The 16,297-nt window shown below is 65.2% G+C and carries 16 protein-coding genes; 9 read left to right on the top strand and 7 right to left on the bottom strand.

The window, feature by feature from the left end; translation table 11 throughout:
• Positions 1 to 194 precede the first annotated feature (194 nt).
• Positions 195 to 3,182 (bottom strand): L-glutamate gamma-semialdehyde dehydrogenase, encoded by a 2,988-nt coding sequence (locus AC1D1Y_RS24535; RefSeq protein WP_477684641.1) that lies wholly within the window; start codon positions 3,180 to 3,182, stop codon positions 195 to 197.
• A 121-nt stretch (positions 3,183 to 3,303) separates the two neighbouring features.
• Here AC1D1Y_RS24535 and AC1D1Y_RS24540 point away from each other — a divergent pair, with 121 nt between their 5' ends.
• From AC1D1Y_RS24540 to AC1D1Y_RS24550, 3 genes are all read left to right on the top strand, one after another.
• Positions 3,304 to 3,783: an Lrp/AsnC ligand binding domain-containing protein gene (locus tag AC1D1Y_RS24540; protein WP_092130297.1), complete on the top strand. Its 480-nt coding sequence runs from the start codon at positions 3,304 to 3,306 to the stop codon at positions 3,781 to 3,783.
• Positions 3,784 to 3,992: 209 nt separating this feature from the next.
• The gene (locus tag AC1D1Y_RS24545) at positions 3,993 to 5,141 is read left to right on the top strand and encodes an ABC transporter substrate-binding protein (protein ID WP_477684642.1); all 1,149 of its coding nucleotides are present in this window, start codon (positions 3,993 to 3,995) and stop codon (positions 5,139 to 5,141) included.
• A gap of 95 nt (positions 5,142 to 5,236) precedes the next feature.
• Positions 5,237 to 5,794, top strand: a complete 558-nt coding sequence (locus tag AC1D1Y_RS24550; protein WP_477684643.1) for a DUF3617 domain-containing protein — start codon at positions 5,237 to 5,239, stop codon at positions 5,792 to 5,794.
• A 114-nt stretch (positions 5,795 to 5,908) separates the two neighbouring features.
• Here AC1D1Y_RS24550 and AC1D1Y_RS24555 read toward each other — a convergent pair whose 3' ends face one another.
• A complete protein-coding gene (locus AC1D1Y_RS24555) occupies positions 5,909 to 6,607 on the bottom strand; it encodes a YggS family pyridoxal phosphate-dependent enzyme (RefSeq protein WP_477684644.1) in 699 nt (232 codons plus the stop codon).
• 48 nt (positions 6,608 to 6,655) lie between these two features.
• On the opposite strand from AC1D1Y_RS24555, the gene AC1D1Y_RS24560 reads away from it, so the two are divergent.
• The 3 genes from AC1D1Y_RS24560 (at position 6,656) to AC1D1Y_RS24570 (ending at position 9,876) form a co-directional block, all read left to right on the top strand.
• Entirely contained in the window at positions 6,656 to 7,699 is a 1,044-nt protein-coding gene (locus AC1D1Y_RS24560) for a type IV pilus twitching motility protein PilT (RefSeq protein WP_436155900.1), read from the top strand.
• Between the two features lie 52 nt (positions 7,700 to 7,751).
• Complete coding sequence (locus AC1D1Y_RS24565) at positions 7,752 to 8,888, top strand: PilT/PilU family type 4a pilus ATPase (RefSeq protein WP_477655722.1); 1,137 nt, start codon at positions 7,752 to 7,754, stop codon at positions 8,886 to 8,888.
• Positions 8,889 to 8,961: 73 nt separating this feature from the next.
• Positions 8,962 to 9,876: an NAD(P)-dependent oxidoreductase gene (locus tag AC1D1Y_RS24570; protein WP_477684645.1), complete on the top strand. Its 915-nt coding sequence runs from the start codon at positions 8,962 to 8,964 to the stop codon at positions 9,874 to 9,876.
• 84 nt (positions 9,877 to 9,960) lie between these two features.
• Here the strand turns inward: AC1D1Y_RS24570 and AC1D1Y_RS24575 are convergent, their stop codons facing one another.
• Positions 9,961 to 10,623: a BON domain-containing protein gene (locus AC1D1Y_RS24575; protein WP_477684646.1), complete on the bottom strand. Its 663-nt coding sequence runs from the start codon at positions 10,621 to 10,623 to the stop codon at positions 9,961 to 9,963.
• Positions 10,620 to 11,219, bottom strand: a complete 600-nt coding sequence (locus tag AC1D1Y_RS24580) for a phosphoheptose isomerase (RefSeq protein ID WP_436155896.1) — start codon at positions 11,217 to 11,219, stop codon at positions 10,620 to 10,622. Before AC1D1Y_RS24580 ends, AC1D1Y_RS24575 begins: the two co-directional genes overlap by 4 nt.
• 299 nt (positions 11,220 to 11,518) lie before the next feature.
• Between AC1D1Y_RS24580 and AC1D1Y_RS24585 the strand changes: the two genes are divergently transcribed.
• Complete coding sequence (locus AC1D1Y_RS24585) at positions 11,519 to 11,827, top strand: hypothetical protein (RefSeq protein ID WP_477684647.1); 309 nt, start codon at positions 11,519 to 11,521, stop codon at positions 11,825 to 11,827.
• A 33-nt stretch (positions 11,828 to 11,860) separates the two neighbouring features.
• Here AC1D1Y_RS24585 and AC1D1Y_RS24590 read toward each other — a convergent pair whose 3' ends face one another.
• Positions 11,861 to 12,316 (bottom strand): YraN family protein, encoded by a 456-nt coding sequence (locus AC1D1Y_RS24590; protein WP_477684648.1) that lies wholly within the window; start codon positions 12,314 to 12,316, stop codon positions 11,861 to 11,863.
• A gap of 50 nt (positions 12,317 to 12,366) precedes the next feature.
• On the opposite strand from AC1D1Y_RS24590, the gene rsmI reads away from it, so the two are divergent.
• Both rsmI and AC1D1Y_RS24600 read left to right on the top strand, forming a co-directional pair.
• Entirely contained in the window at positions 12,367 to 13,215 is an 849-nt protein-coding gene (rsmI, locus tag AC1D1Y_RS24595) for a 16S rRNA (cytidine(1402)-2'-O)-methyltransferase (protein WP_477684651.1), read from the top strand.
• A complete protein-coding gene (locus tag AC1D1Y_RS24600) occupies positions 13,212 to 14,444 on the top strand; it encodes a multidrug effflux MFS transporter (protein ID WP_477675977.1) in 1,233 nt (410 codons plus the stop codon). The genes rsmI and AC1D1Y_RS24600 overlap by 4 nt, the downstream gene beginning before the upstream one ends.
• Before the next feature lie 23 nt (positions 14,445 to 14,467).
• Here the strand turns inward: AC1D1Y_RS24600 and AC1D1Y_RS24605 are convergent, their stop codons facing one another.
• Both AC1D1Y_RS24605 and AC1D1Y_RS24610 read right to left on the bottom strand, forming a co-directional pair.
• Complete coding sequence (locus tag AC1D1Y_RS24605) at positions 14,468 to 14,953, bottom strand: hypothetical protein (RefSeq protein WP_477684649.1); 486 nt, start codon at positions 14,951 to 14,953, stop codon at positions 14,468 to 14,470.
• Between the two features lie 84 nt (positions 14,954 to 15,037).
• Positions 15,038 to 16,090: a 3'-5' exonuclease gene (locus AC1D1Y_RS24610; protein WP_477684650.1), complete on the bottom strand. Its 1,053-nt coding sequence runs from the start codon at positions 16,088 to 16,090 to the stop codon at positions 15,038 to 15,040.
• Between the last annotated feature and the right edge of the window lie 207 nt (positions 16,091 to 16,297).

A 16,297-nucleotide genomic window follows, 5' to 3' on the forward strand; every position in this document is an offset into this window, starting at 1 on the left:
GCGAGTTTGCGCGAGACCCCGCCGTAGTCGAGCACCGCAGGTTGCCCGAAGCGAAGCGTAGGGACCCAGACTGCGGGTCGCCTTTTCTTTGGTGACTTTCTTTTGGCGAAGCAAAAGAAAGTTACTTGCTGCCGGGCAACCCCCGGCCAACCACCCTCAGCAGAGAAAGCGCCCGTCGGAACAAGAACCGACTATCAAGCCCCTCCAGCCAGGAGAGCCGCATTTCCCCCAGCCGCAGTCGTATTCACAGTGACCGTCTGCTCAGCACAGAAGCGATAAAGGTAATGCGGCCCACCGGCCTTGGGGCCAGTCCCGGAGAGTCCCTCTCCCCCAAACGGCTGCACCCCCACCACCGCACCAATCATGTTGCGATTGACGTAGATGTTGCCGACGTGCGCGGCCGCAGCCAGCGCCTGCGCGCGGGAGTCGATACGGGTCTGTATGCCCAGGGTGAGGCCGTAGCCCAGCGCGTTGATCTGCGCGATCACGGCCTGCGGGTCCTTGAGGCCGCCGCTGCCCCAGCGCACAACCTGCAGCACGGGGCCGAAGATTTCGTCTTTCACGTCGGCCAGGCTGGGCACTTCAAAGGCTGCGGGCGGGATCAGGTTGGCCAGCGGGCCGGACGCAGCCTGTGCGTGCTGTGCCGGGGTGACCAGTGCCTTGGCGCTGGAGTTCAAGCGCTGCAAGTGCTTCTGGATGTTGTCAAACGCTTCGCGGTCAATCACCGGGCCGACGTCGGTGGCGAGGTCGGCGGTTTCGCCGGCTGCCAGTTCCTGTGCCGCGCCTTTGATCATGGCGATCACGTGGTCGGCGATGCCTTCGTGCACGCACAGCAGACGCAGCGCCGAACAGCGCTGGCCGGCGGAACGGAACGCGCTCTGCACCACCGCGTCGGCGACCTGCTCGGGCAGGGCCGTACTGTCGACCAGCATGGCGTTGATGCCGCCGGTCTCGGCGATCAGCGGGACGATGGGGCCGTCCTTGGCGGCCAGCGCGCGGTTGATGATCTTGGCGACCTGGGTGGAGCCGGTGAAGACCACGCCGGCCACCTGGGGCGCCGCCACCAGCGCCGCGCCCACGGTGTCGCCGGGGCCATGCGCGAGCTGCAGCGCGCCTTCGGGCACGCCGGCTTCATGCAGCAGCTTGACGGCCTCCCAGGCCACGCCCGGGGTCTGCTCGGCGGGCTTGGCCAGCACGGTATTGCCGGTGGCCAGCGCGGCCGCGACCTGGCCGGTGAAGATGGCCAGCGGGAAATTCCAGGGGCTGATGCAGACCCAGGGGCCGCGCGCCGTGAGGCGTAGCTCGTTGGTCTCGCCGGTCGGGCCGGGCAAGGCCACAGGCTGCATGATGCGCTCGGCCTCGTTGGCGTAGTAGCGCAGGAAGTCCACCGCCTCGCGCACTTCCGACACGGCGTYGCCCCAGGTCTTGAAGGCTTCCTTGACCAGCAGCGCGCAGAACTTCGGCATCTGCCGCTCCATCGCGTCGGCAGCGCGGCGCAGGACGGCCGCGCGTTCGGCCACGTCCACCTTGCTCCATTGTTGATAGGCCTTGGCGCTCTTCTCCACCAGGCCGCCGGCCTGCCGGGGATCAAATTCCGGCACCACCGGCACCGGTGTGGTAGCCAGCGCAGCCAGCAGCGGCGCGCGCATGCTTTCCACCGTGAGGTCCAGCCCCAGGCTGTTGGGACGGCCGGGGCCGTAGAGTGCGGGCGGCAACGGCAGCGAGGCGTCGGGCTCCAGCCGCAGCGGGGAGGTCAGCAGCTCGCCCATGCCGACCGACTCGTCGGCGAGCTGGTGCACAAAGGAGGAATTGGCGCCGTTCTCGAGCAGGCGGCGCACCAGGTAGGCCAGCAGGTCGCGGTGCGCGCCCACGGGAGCGTAGACGCGGCAGCTGATCAGCGGGTTCTTGAGCACCTCGCGGAACACGCCCTCGCCCATGCCGTGCAGGCGCTGCAGCTCAAACGGTACGGCGTTGCGCGAAGCCATCTGCAAAATCGCGGCGATGGTCGCGGCATTGTGGCCGGCGAACTGCGGGTAGATCGCATCGGGCGCAGCCAGCAGGGCCTGGGCACAGGCCAGGTAGGACACGTCGGTGTGGTGCTTGTGCGTGAACACCGGGTAGTGCGGCAGGCCCATCTCCTGCGCGCGCTTGATTTCCGAATCCCAGTAGGCGCCCTTGACCAGCCGGCACATCAGGCGCAGCTTGTATTTGCGGGCTATCGCGGCGATGTGGGCAATCAGATCGAGTGCGCGCGTCTGGTAGGCCTGCATGGCCAGGCCGAAGCCCTGCCACTGCGGATGGTGTTTTGCGACCAAGGCGGCCAGCGCCTCGAAAACGTCCAGCGACAGCTCAAGCCGGTCAACCTCCTCGGCGTCAATGGTGAGGTTGATGTTGGCCCGGGCCGACAGCTCGCACAGGCCCCAGACGCGCGGCACCAGCTCGGCCATCACCCGTTCGCGCTGGGCGTCTTCGTAGCGCGGGTGCAGCGCGCTGAGCTTGATGGAGATGCCGTCGTTTTTTTCCGTGGCGCCTGCGGCATTCGCACCGGCGGCGATGGCCTGGATGGCGTTGGTGTAGCTCGCCAGGTAGCGCAGCGCGTCGGCGTCGGTGCGCGCGCCCTCGCCCAGCATGTCGTAGCTGAAGCGCAAATTCGGGATTTTCTTGCGGCTGTCGTCGGCTTCGGCCATGGCGTCGCCGATGGTCTGGCCCAGCACAAACTGGCGGCCCAGCAGCTGCACGGCGCGCAGGGTGGCGGCCACGACGGTGCGCGCGCCCAGCTTGCTCATGAGATTGGGCTGGCCGCCTTCGGGCAAGAACATCTTGGACATCGCGATGGCGGAAGCCGACAGGCGCGCCATCACACCGTCGCCGGCGCCGTCGAAATCCGCGCGCCCCAGCTGGTCAGCCGTGAGCGCGATCGCCGTTTCGGCGTCCGGCACGCGCAGCAAGGCCTCGGCCAGGCGCATCAGGGCCAGGCCYTCGGCRCTGGARATSGGRTATTCCTTGAGCAGGCTTTCCATGGCCCAGAAAGGCGGCGGGTTGTCGCGCACGGCCTGCACCCAGGGCTGGGCAGAATGCGCCGCCGCCGCCCAGTCCAGTGCGCCGGCCAGGCCCCGCAATTGGCCGGCCACGATGTCGGCTTCAGGACGGTAAGGGAAAGGCAGGCGGGGAGAGGCGGGCATCGGGGACTCCATGGAGGATTTGACGGTTTGGGCTACTTATTCAGTGGATGCAGCGATGTTCCATTGAATAATGCTGAATTTCCCGCTAAATTTGGTAAGTTAACCGAATAATTCACTACTCATGTTTGAAGCCTCGCCAGAAATTGACCGCATTGACCTCAAAATCCTGAATGTTCTGCAGCAGGACGGCCGGATCTCCAACCTCAAGCTGGCCGAGAGCGTGGCCCTGTCGCCGACCGCCGTGCTGGCCCGCGTGCAGCGGCTGACCCGGGACGGCTACATCTTGGGTTACGAGGCCCTGCTCAACCCGCTCAAGCTGGGCGCCGGCATGATGGTGTTTGTCGAGGTGCTGCTGGACCGCACCACACCCAATGTGTTCGAAGCCTTCAAGGCGGCGGTGCAGGTGCACCACGAAATCACCGAATGCCACATGGTGGCCGGCGGCTTCGATTACCTGCTCAAGACCCGCATGGCCGACATGGCGGCCTACCGCTCTTTTGCCGGCACCGTGCTGTGGCAGCTGCCGGGCGTGCGTGAAACCCGGACTTACGCGGTGATGGAAGAAGTCAAGAACACCACCCGCCTGGCGCTGGGCGTGTAATCCCGCCGAAAGGCAAACGCCCGAAAACTCGCGGTTTTATGTCATTTTCAGGCCGTTTTACACATTTTTCGGCCCCAAACCCCCTCGGTGAGGGCTAACCGTGTTGCCAAGCAGCCCACCTTGGCATACCTTGCGGGTACCTAAGAAGCGGATTGCATAAGCCAAGCCGTAGCCGGACACATCGGCATTGCGCCGGGAGGGTTCTCCAGATGAACGTCAAGCCATGGTTCTCGTGCGGCACAGTGTTGCTGGCCCTTTCTACCTTTTCCGTCTTTTCCACCCACGCCGCGGAAACCGGCGTCACGGACGCGGAAATACAGGTCGGGCAATTCGCCGCCCAGACCGGCCCCGCGGCCGAACTGGGCAAACGCATGCAGCTGGGCATATTGGCCCACTTCAATTCGGTCAATGCCGCGGGCGGGATCAGCGGCCGGACGCTCAAACTGGTCTCGCGCGATGACGGCTACGAACCCGAAAAAGCCGCCGCGGCCGTCAAGGCGCTGATCGAGGAAGACAAGGTGTTCGCGCTGATCGGCTCGGTCGGAACGCCGACCACGCTGGCGGCGGTGCCGGCGATCAACGCCGCGGGCATCCCCCTGATCGGCCCCTTCACCGGCGCGCAGGCCCTGCGCGAGCCCTTCAACCGCAATCTCTTCCACGTGCGCGCCAGCTACTTTGACGAAACCGAGCGCATCGTGCAGCACCTGAGCACCGTCGGCATCACCAAAATCGCCGTCTTCTACCAGAACGATTCCTACGGCAAGGCCGGGCTCGAAGGCGTGATGCGGGCCTTGACCAAACGCAACCTCAAGCCGGCCGCCAGCGTCACCGTTGAGCGAAACAGCGTGGACGTGGCTGCGCCGCTGGCGGAAATCCTCAAGGCCGCACCGGAAGCCGTGATCCAGATCAGCGCCTACAAATCCTGCGCGGCCCTGATCAAGCAGGCCAGGGCCAAGGCCTACGGCGGCCAGTTCTTCAACGTGAGTTTTGTCGGCTCCAAGGCGCTGGGCGAGGAACTGGGAGATGCCGGGGCCGGCGTGACGATTTCGCAGGTCGTGCCCTTCCCGTACACGCCATCGTCGGCCATCGTGCGGGAATACCAGCAACGCATGGTGGAAGCCGGCCACAAGGATTTTGATTTCTCCAGCATGGAGGGCTTCCTCGCGGCCAAGGTGTTCACCGAAGGCCTGCGCCGCGCCGGCAAGAACCTGACCCGCGAGAGCCTGATGACGGCGCTCGAATCCATGCGCGACCACAACATGGGCGGTTTCACCGTGAGCTACGGGCCCAAAAGCCACGAAGGCTCGCGCTATACCGACCTGACCATCATCGGGCGCGGCGGGAAGTTCATGCGCTGACCTGGAAGGCCTGGGCATGCCCGGGCTTGCCAAGCCCCAGCCGCTGGCAATAATGCGAGCTGCTTCCGTTTTGCACTTCAACAACAGGAATGTCCATGAAATTCACCACCCCTCTCCTGGCCGCCGCCGCGCTGGCCTTCGCCGCCGGCGCCGCCGCGCAAACCACCAAGCCGGGCTTGTGGGAAATCACCAACAAAATGCAGTCCAGCTCCGGCGAGATGGAAAAAGCCATGGCCAACATGGAAAAGCAGATGGCCGGAATGTCTCCCGAGCAACGCAAGCAGATGCAGGACATGATGGCCAAGCAGGGCATGTCCATGGCGCCGGGCAGCGGCGGCGGCATGAGCATGAAGATGTGCATCACCAAGGAGATGGCCGAGCGCAATGAGTTGCCGCAGCAGCAGCAAGGCGACTGCAAGACCACCCAGTCGCCGCGCAGCGGCAACACCATGAAGTTTTCCTATGTCTGCACGCAGCCGCCTTCCAGCGGCGAAGGTGTGATGACCTTCTCTGGCGACACCGCCTACACCATGAAGATGAACACCACGACCACCGTCAAGGGCAAGCCCGAGAAGATGAGCATGGACGCTTCGGGCAAGTGGCTGGCGGCTGATTGCGGCAATATCAAACCGATCGCCGTGCCCAAGAAATAGAGCCCCCACGCTTTTCACTTCGCCTTCGGCTGCGTGTAATGCGCTGCCCCCCGAGGGGGCGCTGCGCCTGCGGCCTGGCAAAGCCAGTTCCGCGGCCCCTGCTGGGTTAGAGAGTCATCTACTGCCAAATATTGCAGTACCTACACGGACCATGGTGCTGCCCGCATGGATGGCGGCCTCGAGATCCGCCGTCATGCCCAGCGACAAGGTATCCATAGGGAGGGTCAGGGCACCGGAGGCGTTGACGGCGTCAAAAACAGCCTTGGTTCTGGTGTGTACAGCGCAAGCCGAATCAAAATCCGCCGCCGGTTCGGGAATGGCCATCAGGCCGCGCAGGACCAGGCGCGGCAGTTGCGCGACCTCCCGCGCCAGGGCCAGGACTTCGTCCGGCACCAGGCCCGACTTGTTGGCGCCGCCGTCGATGTTGACCTGCAGGCAGATCTGCAGCGGCGGCAGGTTATCGGGCCGCTGCTCGCTCAGGCGCTGGGCGATCTTSAGCCGGTCGACCGACTGCACCCAGTCAAAGTGCTCGGCGACCAGACGGGTTTTATTGCTTTGCACCGGGCCTATGCAGTGCCACTCCAGGGGCTCGCCAGGCCGATCGCGCAGCGCCAGGATTTTCTCCACGCCCTCTGCGATGTAGTTCTCGCCGAAGGCACGTTGCCCGTCCGAAGCGGCGTCGGCCACGGCGTCAGCGCCAAAGGTCTTGGACACGGCCAACAGACGTACGGTGGCCGGGTTCCGCCCGGCGGCGACGCAGGCCGTGGTGATACGGTCACGGACTAGCTGGAGATTGCGCACAATCGTGGTCATAATCGAACTGTAAACTTAGTTTGAAAACCATTTTCAAAGGGTCTCGGGATGGATATCACGCAGTTGCTGGCTTTTAGCGTCAAGAACAAGGCGTCTGACTTGCACTTATCGGCTGGCCTGCCGCCCATGATCCGGGTTCACGGCGACGTGCGCCGCATCAACATCGACCCGCTGGACCACAAGCAGGTGCATGCCATGGTGTACGACATCATGAACGACACCCAGCGCAAAACCTACGAAGAATTCCTCGAGGTCGACTTTTCCTTTGAAATCGACGGGCTGGCCCGCTTCCGGGTCAATGCTTTCAACCAGAACCGCGGTGCCGGCGCCGTGCTGCGGACCATTCCGTCCAAGATCCTGACGCTGGAGCAGCTCAACGCACCCAAGATTTTCGGCGACCTGGCCATGAAGCCGCGCGGCATGGTGCTGGTCACCGGCCCCACGGGCTCGGGCAAGTCCACCACGCTGGCGGCCATGGTCAACTTTTTGAATGAAAACGAGTACGGCCACATCCTCACGGTGGAAGACCCGATCGAGTTCGTGCACGAATCCAAAAAATGCCTGATCAACCAGCGTGAGGTCGGACCACACACCCTGAGCTTCAACGCCGCGCTGAAATCCGCGCTGCGCGAAGACCCGGACGCCATCCTGGTGGGTGAAATGCGCGACCTGGAAACCATTCGACTGGCCATGTCGGCCGCTGAAACCGGCCACCTGGTCTTCGGCACGCTGCACACCTCCAGCGCCGCCAAGACGATTGACCGGATCATTGACGTGTTCCCTGCCGAGGAAAAGGAAATGATCCGCTCCATGCTGTCGGAGTCGCTGCAGGCGGTGATTTCGCAGACGCTGTGCAAGACCAAGGACGGCGCGGGCCGGGTGGCGGCCCACGAAATCATGCTGGGCACCAGCGCCATCCGCAATTTGATCCGCGAAGCCAAGGTCGCGCAGATGTATTCGTCCATCCAGACCGGTAACAGTGTGGGCATGCAGACGCTGGACCAGAATCTGACGGACTTGGTCAAGCGCAATGTGATCTCTGCCGCCGAGGCGCGCGGCAAGGCCAAAATCCCGGAAAACTTCCCGGGCTGACTTATCCCGCCGTCTTCCGTCGACAACAGAATCTGTTTGAAAGGAGTCGCAAATGGAACGCGACCAGGCCAGTAAATTCATCAACGACTTGCTGAAACTCATGGTCAGCCGCAACGGCAGCGACCTGTTCATCACGGGCGACTTCCCGCCGGCCATGAAAGTGGACGGCAAGGTGACCAAGGTATCGCCGCAACCGCTCAACGCCAACCACACGCTGGCGCTGGCGCGTTCCATCATGAACGACAAGCAGGCGGCGGAGTTTGAGCGCACCAAGGAATGCAATTTCGCGATCTCGCCGCCCGGTGTGGGGCGTTTTCGCGTGAATGCCTTCATCCAGCAGGGCAAAGTCGGCATGGTGATGCGGACCATCCCGGCCGTGCTGCCGACCATCGACGGGCTGGGCGTGCCCCAGGTGCTCAAGGAAGTGGTAATGAGCAAGCGCGGCCTGACCATCCTGGTCGGCGCCACCGGCTCGGGCAAATCCACCACCCTGGCCGCCATGGTGGACTGGCGCAACGAACAGTCCTACGGCCACATCATCACGATTGAAGACCCGGTGGAGTTCGTGCACGCGCACAAGAACTGCGTGATCACGCAGCGCGAAGTGGGCCTGGACACCGACAGCTGGGAAGCGGCCCTGAAAAACACGCTGCGCCAGGCGCCCGACGTGATCCTGATGGGCGAGATCCGCGACCGCGAAACCATGGAGCACGCCATCGCCTTCGCCGAGACCGGCCACCTGTGCCTGGCCACGCTGCACGCCAACAGCGCCAACCAGGCGCTGGACCGCGTGATCAACTTCTTCCCCGAAGAGCGCCGCACCCAGCTGCTGATGGACTTGTCGCTCAACCTCAAGGCCATGATCTCACAGCGCCTGGTGCCCAAGCAGGACGGCAAGGGCCGTTTCGCCGCGGTGGAAGTCATGCTCAACTCGCCGCTGATCTCCGACCTGATCTTCAAGGGCGAAGTCTCCGAGATCAAGGAGATCATGAAGAAAAGCCGCAACCTGGGCATGCAGACCTTCGACCAGGCCCTGTATGACGCCTTCGAAAGCCACTTCATCACCTACGAAGACGCCCTGCGCAACGCCGACTCGGTGAACGACCTGCGCCTGCAGATCAAACTCAACTCGACGCGCGCCAAGTCGACCGACCTGGCAGCCGGTACCGAAAACTTCGCCATCGTTTAAGTCCGGGCAGCCTGCCGGCTTCGCGCCGGCGGCTCCCGTTCGTCCTTCCCATTCCTCTTTCAGGCAACTCCCCATGTCCAGCACCACCGCCAAAACCTACGAATCCTCCACTCCCCGCCAGGTCGCCTTCCTGGGCCTGGGCGTCATGGGCTATCCCATGGCCGGCCACCTGGCGCTGGCCGGCCACAGCGTCACGGTCTACAACCGCAGCCCCGCCAAGGCCGCTGCCTGGGTCGCCGAATACGCAGCCACGACCAAGCCGGCGCACGCTGCCCTGCCGCGCCTGGCGGTGGCCGGCGCCGACATCGTGTTCTGTTGTGTCGGCAATGACGACGACCTGCGCGCCGTCACGTTGGGTGCGGACGGCGCCTTCGCCGGCATGAAGCCGGGCGCGATTTTTGTCGACCACACCACGGCATCGGCCGACGTGGCGCGCGAACTCTACGCGGCTGCCGCCAAGCTCGGCCTGCAGTTCATCGACGCCCCGGTGTCGGGCGGCCAGGCCGGCGCGCAGAACGGCGCGCTGACCGTGATGTGCGGTGGCGACGCCGCGGCCTTCGACGCCGTCAAGCCCGCCGGCATGGCGTTTTCCAAGGCCTTCACGCTGATGGGCGCCAGCGGCGCGGGCCAGCTCACCAAGATGGTCAACCAGATCTGCATCGCCGGCCTGGTGCAGGGCTTGAGCGAGGCGGTCGCCTTCGGCCAGAAGGCCGGGCTGGACGTGAACCAGGTGCTGGACGTGATCGGCAAGGGAGCGGCGCAAAGCTGGCAGCTCGACAACCGCGGCAAGACCATGGTGGCCGACAAGTTTGATTTCGGCTTCGCCGTCGACTGGATGCGCAAGGACCTGGGCCTGGTGCTGGACGAGGCCAAGCGCAACGGCGCCCGGCTCCCCGTCACGGCCCTCGTCGACCAGTTCTACGCCGACGTGCAGGCCATGGGCGGCCAGCGCTGGGATACTTCGAGCCTCATAAAACGCCTCAAGTAGAGCGCCTCAAGGCGGACACAGCCAAAGAAAAAGCGGCTGCACCGGATGAACCGGTGCAGCCGCTTTGCTTTGCTTTGCCTTGCTTCAGCTGCCTGCGGGCTTGTTGCTTCCAGCCGGCGCCGGGGCCGGTTTGGCCGGCAGCATGCGCGCCAGTTCTTCTTCGCTGATGACTTCGAAAATCCGGATGACCTTCTGCACGCCAGGCGTCGAACGCACCACCTCGGTGGCGCGATCGGCTTCACGCTGCGTGACGCGGCCCATCAGGTAGGTCGTGCCGCGCTCGGTCACCACCTTGAAGGCGTTGGAAGACAAATCACGCGCATCGACCAGCATGGCCTTGACGCGGCCGGTGACCAGGACGTCGGAAGAGCGCTGCGTCAGGGTCGCGTTGCCCATGATGGCCAGTTCGTTGACCACCGAGTTCACGTTTTCCACGCGCGCGACGATCTGCTCGACCAGTTGCTTGTCCTGGGCATTCGGCACTTCTCCCGTGAGCAGCACCTGCCGGTTGTAGCTGGTCAGGTTGACGTGCACGCGCTCGCCGACGTTGCTGCGGATGCGGCTGGTGGCGCGCAATTCAATGCCCTCGTCCTCAAGCTGCGCGCCGGAGGTGCGGCGGTCGGTCGCCACCAGCGCGCCGCCCGCGACGCCGCCCACGACCAGCGGGAAGCAGGCCGTCAGCGTGCCGCCCAGCAAGGTCGCCGTCATGATGGCCAAAGTCAGCCGTTTAAACCGGACAAATTTCATACAGAGGTCTCCTGGTCGCCTAGTAACTGGGTGTCCACGCCATCGCAGATGCAATGGAGGACGAGAAGGTGCACTTCCTGGATACGCGCGGTCCGCTCATGCGGAACGCAGACATGCACATCGGTTTCACGCAGCGCGTGGGTGATCTTGCCGCCGCCGCGGCCCGTCAGGGCCACCACGGTCATCTCGCGCTCGTGGGCGGCCTCGATGGCGGCCAGCACATTGGCCGAGTTGCCGCTGGTGCTCATGGCCAGCAGCACGTCGCCGGCACCGCCGAGCGCGCGGACCTGCTTGGAGAAGATCACCGAAAAATCGTAGTCGTTGGCGATGGCCGTGATGATGGAGCTGTCCGTCGTCAGGGCGATCGCGCCCAGCTCGGGCCTTTCGCGTTCGTAGCGGCCGACGAACTCGGCCGCGAAATGCTGGGCGTCGGCGGCCGATCCGCCATTGCCGCAGGCCAGCACCTTGCCGCCGCTGGTGACGCTGGCCAGAATGGCCTGGACCGCCGCCGCGATCGGCTTGGACAGGACCTGGGCCGCCTGGTACTTGAGGTCGGCGCTGTCGATAAATTGTTGTTCTATGCGTTGTTCAAGCATGGGCCAATGATAGCGGGTCGGGGTTGCCCTTCGCACCCAGGCCTGCCTGCTCGAGCTTCCGCGACAAACTGCAGCCGCTCCCCTTCGCAATCTTTATAGAATCAGAGGCTTTGCGAACGGCCGGCCCCTCCGGCCAACCCGCAAATGACATGGCTTGAATGACAGGGCTGAAACCGGAACTAGTTACCGGAACTATGCCCGCTTCCCTCTGAAAACTCCGCCCGCGACGGCCGCGCCGGGGAGGATTGGGCCATCATCGATACACACAGTTACTAAAAGAGCGAAGTCCACGCACCCCCATGAGCAGTCCCGTCTTTGATCCCGAGGTCGCCAGGAACGCAGCCGCCGCCTTTATGCGCGCGACGGCCGCGAGATGGCCGTCTCCGAGCGTGGAGCTGCAGGACCGCGACACCTTCATGCTGATACGCGTGGACGTGCCGCCCTCGGACAACCTCGACATTGACGTGTCCGTCCGTCAGTCCATCGCGCTCGCGCTCAACGAAGCCGTTCCCGTGCATTTCACGCAGAAGTTCGGTCACTGGATCGTCGCCTTCCTACGCGACAACAAGATGTTCGAGACCGTGCATCCCAGCGAATTCCAGGCCTGACGAAGCCGGCGCCTGGCGCCGACGGGCTCTCATTCACGAAGCATCAAACGCGGCCGGCAGCCACTCGATGGCGGCGCCCATTGTGTCGCCCAGCGCGCCGTTGACCAGCACCACGTCAAAACGGCAGGGCGGCGGGCTGGAGAAACGCATCAGGTAGTGGCGCGCCGCCAGCACGATGCGCTGCTGCTTGGCGGCGCTGATGCTGGCCGCCGCGCCGCCATGCGAGTCACCCGCCCGCTGGCGCACTTCCACGAACACCAGCGTGCCGTCGGGCGCGCGCATCACCAGGTCGATCTCGCCGCCGCCACGGCCGGGGGTGCGGTAATTGGCTTCCACGAAGCGCAGGCCGGCCCGCACCAGGCAGGCGCGCGCGGCGGACTCCGCCGCGTCACCGCGCGACTTGGTGGTAACCTGCCCGGGCAAGGGACGCGCGTCGGCGACCGCGGCCGCCGGCGGCACCTTGGAAACCTGTTTTCTGGAAAACCACATTGAACGCTTCTTTCGAACTGGCACTGGATGCGGCGCGCGCCGCGGCGGGCATGCAGCATTATCCGGAAAGCGCGCTGTATGTCGTGGCCACGCCCATCGGCAACCTGGCCGACATCAGCCTGCGCGCGCTGCAGGTGCTGCAGCTGGTTGACGCGATTGCCTGTGAAGACAAACGCCATTCCCAGCCTCTGCTGCGCCAGTACGGCATCGACAAGCCATTGCTCGCGGTGCATGAACACAACGAGGCGCAGGCCGCCGGCCTGGTGATTGAGCGCCTGCAGCGCGGCGAGCGCGTGGCCTATGTCAGCGACGCCGGCACGCCGGCCGTGAGCGACCCCGGCGCGCGCCTGGTCGCCGCGGTGCGCGCGGCCGGCCTGGCCGTCATGCCCCTGCCCGGCGCCAGCAGCGTCACCACGGTGCTCAGCGTGGCCGGCCTCGGCAGCCCGGGCGGTGAAACCGGATTTGTTTTTGCCGGCTTCCTGCCGAGCAAGGCCGGCGAGCGCGACCAGGCGATTGCCGCGCTGCAAACCGACGCGCGGGCCATCGTGATCCTCGAGGCGCCGCACCGCATCGAGGCGCTGGCGCGGGCCATGGCCGTGCTGGGAGAACGTCTCGTCACCGTGGGGCGCGAGCTGACCAAACAGTTCGAGGAAATCGCGACAGTGCCGGCGCAGGACTTCGCGGCCTGGCTGGCCGCCGGGCCGCAGCGCACGCGCGGCGAATTCGCCCTGGTGCTGCACCCGTCCGCCGTGCCCGAAAGCGCCGAAGACGGCATGCGCGTGCTGCAACTGCTGCTGGCCGAACTGCCGCTGAAGACCGCCGTAAAGCTGGCCGCCGACATCACCGGCGTGGGCCGCAACGAACTCTACGAAACCGCCCTCAAACTCAAAAACGCATGAACCCCAACGCCGACCAGCTTTGGCGCGCACCGCGCTGGACACTCGCCGCCCTGCTGGCCATCCTGGGCATGCTGGGGCCGTTTTCCATCGACACCTACATCCCGGCGTTTTCCGGCATCGCGCAGTCGCTGGGCGCCTCGCCGGTGGAAATGCAGCAGACGCTGTCGGCCTACCTGTTCGGTTTTGCCTTCATGAACCTGTTCCACGGCGCGCTGGCCGACAGCTTCGGCCGCCGCCCGGTGGTGCTCTGGGGCATCGCGCTGTTCACGCTGGCCTCGGCCGGCTGCGCGCTGTCGCAAAGCATAGGCCAGCTGGTTTTCTTCCGCGCCGTGCAGGGTTTGTCGACGGGCGCGGGCATCGTGGTCTCGCGCGCCGTGATCCGCGACATGTACCCGCCGGCCCAGGCTCAGCAGGTCATGAGCCAGGTCACGATTTATTTCGGCGTGGCGCCGGCGCTGGCGCCCATCGTGGGCGGCTGGCTGTTTGTGCACCTGGGCTGGCACAGCATCTTCTGGTTCCTCACGGGCGTGGGCGTGGTGCTCTGGACGACCAATTTCCGCTTCCTGCCTGAAACGCTGCCGCCGCTGGATCGCCAGCCCTTCGAGGTCCGGCATTTGATGCGCGGCTACTGGCAGCTGGGCTCCAGCCCGCGCTTTCTGCTGCTGGCGCTGGCCAGCGGCGTGCCCTTCAACGGCATGTTTTTGTATGTGCTGTCGGCGCCGGCCTTCCTCGGCGAGCACCTGTCGCTGCAGCCCACGGAGTTCTTCTGGTTCTTCATCCTGACCATCTCCGGCATCATGTCTGGCGCCTGGCTCAGCGGTCGCCTGGCCGGCAAGATCGCGCCCAAGCAGCAGATACGCCACGGCTTCGTGATCATGCTGGTGACCTCGGTGCTCAACCTCGCGGCCAACCTGGTCTTCACGCCGCATGCCTCGTGGGCGCTGTTCCCGATCGCGGTGTTCGCCTTTGGCTGGGCGCTGATGGTGCCTGTCGTCACCCTGCTGGTGCTGGACCTGTACCCTGAGCGGCGCGGCATGGCATCGTCGCTGCAGGCCTTTATCGGTTCGACCGCCAACGGCATCGTGGCCGGTATCGTGGCGCCGCTGGTGATGCATTCCACGCCCGCGCTGGCCGCGGTGTCGCTGGCCATGATGTGCATAGGCCTGGTCGCCTGGATGTATCTGCACCACCGCTGGCCGGAGATCGGCCGCGCTGTATCGCGCGACTAAGCGGCGCGCCAGGAGACGCTGGGTCAGCGGTCGTTCACCCGGACCGGGAACTCCATGCCCTGGCCGACACGCCGCACCACGTTGCCGGCATCCAGGTAGACAAAGAAGAACATGTCCTGGACGCCATCGCGCCAGCGGTAGGTCATGATGTCGCCCGACCAGGAAATCACACCATCGATCTTGGCGGGACGTCCGAACTCTCGCTCCACGTCCGCGCGCGTCCATTTGTCGACTTCTATCCTGGAGAAGTCCTGGATGTTCAGGACCTGCCTGCTGCTGACCACTTTGCCCGTGGCATCGAGGTCGACCATGATGGCCCACTGGCCCGCGGGCTGGGCGGAGTATTGCAGGCGTGTGCCCGAGGCCAGCGGCACCGTACGCGTCGGCGTGCCGTAGCTCGCGAGGACCTGCTCGCGCGACATGCCGGGCTGCACGCTGGTGGCACAGCCCGCGACCAGGACCACGAGCGCGGCAAGCGCCGCGCCGGAAACAGTTTTAACGATATTCATGGGGGGGGGGAAACTCCTGGGATTCATCCCTAAGGCCGTCAGACACCGCCTGCGCGGGAATGTTCCCGCGCAGAATCCGGAGGCTTAGCCGTTAAGCTGCGCCCAGCCCGGCGTACCCGGGCGGCCCGAATAACGGCTTGCGGCGTCGTAACGCTCCCACGCCAGGCGCGCGGCGCGCCCGCCGTAGACTTCCTGCTGCAGCCATTCACATTCGGCCTGCAGTGCGGCGTCGCCGCCCAGCCGTGTGTGCCAGACCTTGGCGGTGCTGTCCCAGCGATAGCCGCGGTTTTTGAGAGAGTCTTTGGCCGCGAAAGACGCGCCGGTGGCTTGCAGGCGATAGCTCGGCAAGCGGGACGCGGCCAGAAGGTGCGCCAGCCCGTTCACGCCCAGGCCCGGCAGCCCGGCCATCAAGACCTTGAGCAGGGCGTGGCAGTCCATCTCCGCGCGGTGCGCATCGTAAAACCAGCCCAGTTCGGAGGCCAGGTAGCTGAGCTTGGCCGAGCTGTGGCCCGCCGCCGTCCAGTCGATGTCGGCGAAAGAGCAGGCCCAGTTCAAGGCTTGGGCCTGGGGAATCAGGCCTTCCACAAAGGGGCGGTCAAAACCGGCGTTGTGCGCAATGACGAGGTCCACACCCTCCAGCAGGCTGGCGACGCGCGCCATGTCCAGTTGCTGGCCCGCCAGCATCTCGTCGGTGATGCCGGTAATCTCGCGCGCGATTTTCGGCACCGGCATGCCGGGGTCGCGCAGTCCGTCGTAGACCTGCACCGGCCCCATCGCGAGGCCGGTCTGGATGTCGACCTGGATGCGCAGCAGCGCCAGCTCCATGATCTGGTCGCGCGAGGCGTCGAGCCCGGTGGTTTCGGTGTCGAGGATCACGACATGGGCCACGGGCCCCAGCGGCGTACCGGGAAATTCCATGGCCGGCACCAGGCGCCTGAGCACGCGGTAGTCGGCGTGCTGTTCCAGCGCCAGGGCCATGGCCTCGGGGTTGCTGTTGGTCGTGGCGGATGGCGCAGCGGGAACCGGCGCCACGGGCTTGGGCGCCTTGGGCTTGCGCAGCTTGGCGGCAGCGGCCTCGGCGGCCATCGCCAGCATGCCCTCGTCAAAACCGAAACCCAGCTGCCCGCTCGTCGTCATGCGCGCACAGAGGCATGAAGCCTCTCAGGGTGGATACCGTCTTGCATGCTTGCTCCTGGGTTTGCTTGAAATAAAGCACGCTATCTTCGCAGATAGCCAACCCAGGCTAAGAACCTGTTTACGATCTAAGTGGGGTCACGCAAGCCCCTTCTCGGGATGGGATGCAAGGCGCGGTGCGACGCCCATAGTTCATCTATGGGCTAGCGC

The sequence above is a fragment of the Polaromonas sp. P1_G1 genome (assembly GCF_056405595.1).